Genomic DNA, 1841 nt, shown 5'->3' with positions numbered 1-1841 from the left:
CGGTGAGCTGGATGGGGCGGCCCTGACCCTGGACGAGGTGCTCAAGGCGCGCGCCGAGGGGCTGCCGCTGGCGGTCATCCTGGTGTTCGATGACTCCGTCGGTGCCGATATGGTGTTGGCAAGACCCCAGATAGCGACCCTCGCCGACCTATCCGGCGCTCGCATCGCCGTGGAGCGCAGTGCCGTTGGCAGCCTGGTGCTCCACAAGCTGCTCGAGGCGGCAGGGCTCACGGCCGACCAGCTTGAAGTGGTGGATCTGCCACCGGATCGACAGCTGGCCGTCTGGCGTCAGGGGGATATCGATGCCGTGGTGACGTATGAACCGACTGCCAGCCAGCTGATGCGCGAGGGCGCACGCCGGCTCTACGACAGCAGCCAGTTCCCCGACATGATCCTCGACGTACTGGCAGTGCGGCACGACCGTCTGCGCTGGCGCACTGATGCACTCGAGGCACTGGTACTGGCTCACTTCCGCGGCCTGGCACACCTGAGAATCAAGATGCGATGCGCCGCATCGCCGCCTGGCGTGGGTTGAGCTTCGAGGAGGTGCGTGCCTCCTACGCCGGTATGGAGCTGCCCGGCGTGGCCGGCAACCGCGGCTATTTCGGCGCCGAGGGGCGGCTGCTGGCGGCGGCCAACGCTCTCAACAACGTCATGGTGGCCAAGGGCCTGCTGGACGCGCCCGACCGTCTGGACGATCTGATGGAGGATCGCTACCTGCCCAGGGCAGCGGTGACATGAGGCGGCTGACATGTCATTGGCTCGCCGCTCTCCTGAGCTGGATGACCCCAATGCTGCCTGTGGCGTACGCCGCCGATGACACCCTGGTACTCGGCGTGTTCGCCTATCGTGATGCGGCAGTGATGCAGGCGCGTTACCAGCCGCTTGCCGATTATCTGGACGCGCAGCTCCCCGACACCCGGGTGGAACTGCGGGCGCTGGGGCTGGATGCCATCGAACAGGCGATTGCCCATCGCCAGATCGACCTGCTGATGACCAATCCCAGCCACTACCTGCAGGTGCGCAGCCGCAACAGCCTGACCGGTGCCCTGGCCACCCAGATTCGTCTCGAGCATGGTCAGGTGATCAGTTCACTGGGCGGCGTGGTGATCACTCTGGCGGATCGCCATGACATCGATGAGCTGCGCGATCTCAAGCAGCGTCGTGTCGGCATTCCCGGCAAGCGTTTCCTGGGGGGCTACCAGACCCAGGCATATGAGCTGCGCCAGGTCGGGCTCTCGCCGGAGCGTGATCTCGATCTGCAGGCGCTGGGCAGCCACGACGCTGTGGTGTCGGCGGTGCAGGCGGGGGAACTGGATGCCGGCTTTGTGCGCACCGGCGTGCTGGAAAGCCTCGCGCGTGAAGGACGTATCGATCGTGCTCGACTCAAGGTGGTGAATCTCCAGCAGCTGGCCGGCTTTCCGTATGCAACCTCCACGCGGCTCTATCCGGAGTGGCCACTGATCGCGCTGCCTCAGGTCGAGCGCGCCACCGTTCAGCGGGTGTCCGCGGCGCTGTTTGCGCTGACCCCGGAGCACGAGGTGGCGCGAGCCGCCCGAATCGCCGGTTTCGCTCCACCCATGGACTACCTGCCCGTCGAGAACCTGGCGCGCGAGCTGCGCCTTGCGCCTTTCGATCAGCCACCGCGCGTCACCTGGCAGGATATCTGGGAGCAGCATCGCGTCTACCTGGTGGCGCTACTGGGCGCGTTGCTCCTGGTGCTTCTGCTGCTGGTGCTGCTGACCCGACGCAACCGCAAGCTGAGCCGGCAACGCGAGGAGATGCGGCTGGCGGCCAGCGTCTTCAGCCATACCCACGAGGGGATCATGATCACCTCGCCG

General features: G+C 66.3%; 3 protein-coding genes. All 3 read left to right on the top strand.

The features are described 5' to 3' along the window. Window positions 1-535 (top strand): ABC transporter substrate-binding protein (locus tag RI841_RS16295; RefSeq protein WP_310706678.1); only part of this gene is annotated, 535 nt, incomplete at its 5' end. Beyond that, window positions 505-741, top strand: coding sequence for a hypothetical protein (locus RI841_RS16290; RefSeq protein WP_310706677.1), 237 nt, complete (start codon window positions 505-507; stop codon window positions 739-741). The genes RI841_RS16295 and RI841_RS16290, both read left to right, overlap by 31 nt. Window positions 742-791: 50 nt before the next feature. Next, on the top strand, window positions 792-1841 hold a 1050-nt coding region (locus tag RI841_RS16285; RefSeq protein WP_310706676.1), incomplete at its 3' end, for a phosphate/phosphite/phosphonate ABC transporter substrate-binding protein.

It is taken from the genome of Halomonas sp. (assembly GCF_031581305.1).
Taxonomy (GTDB): Bacteria; Pseudomonadota; Gammaproteobacteria; order Pseudomonadales; family Halomonadaceae; genus Halomonas.
Note: the sequence above shows the minus strand (reverse complement) of the source record. Positions and strands in the feature narration are given on the sequence as shown.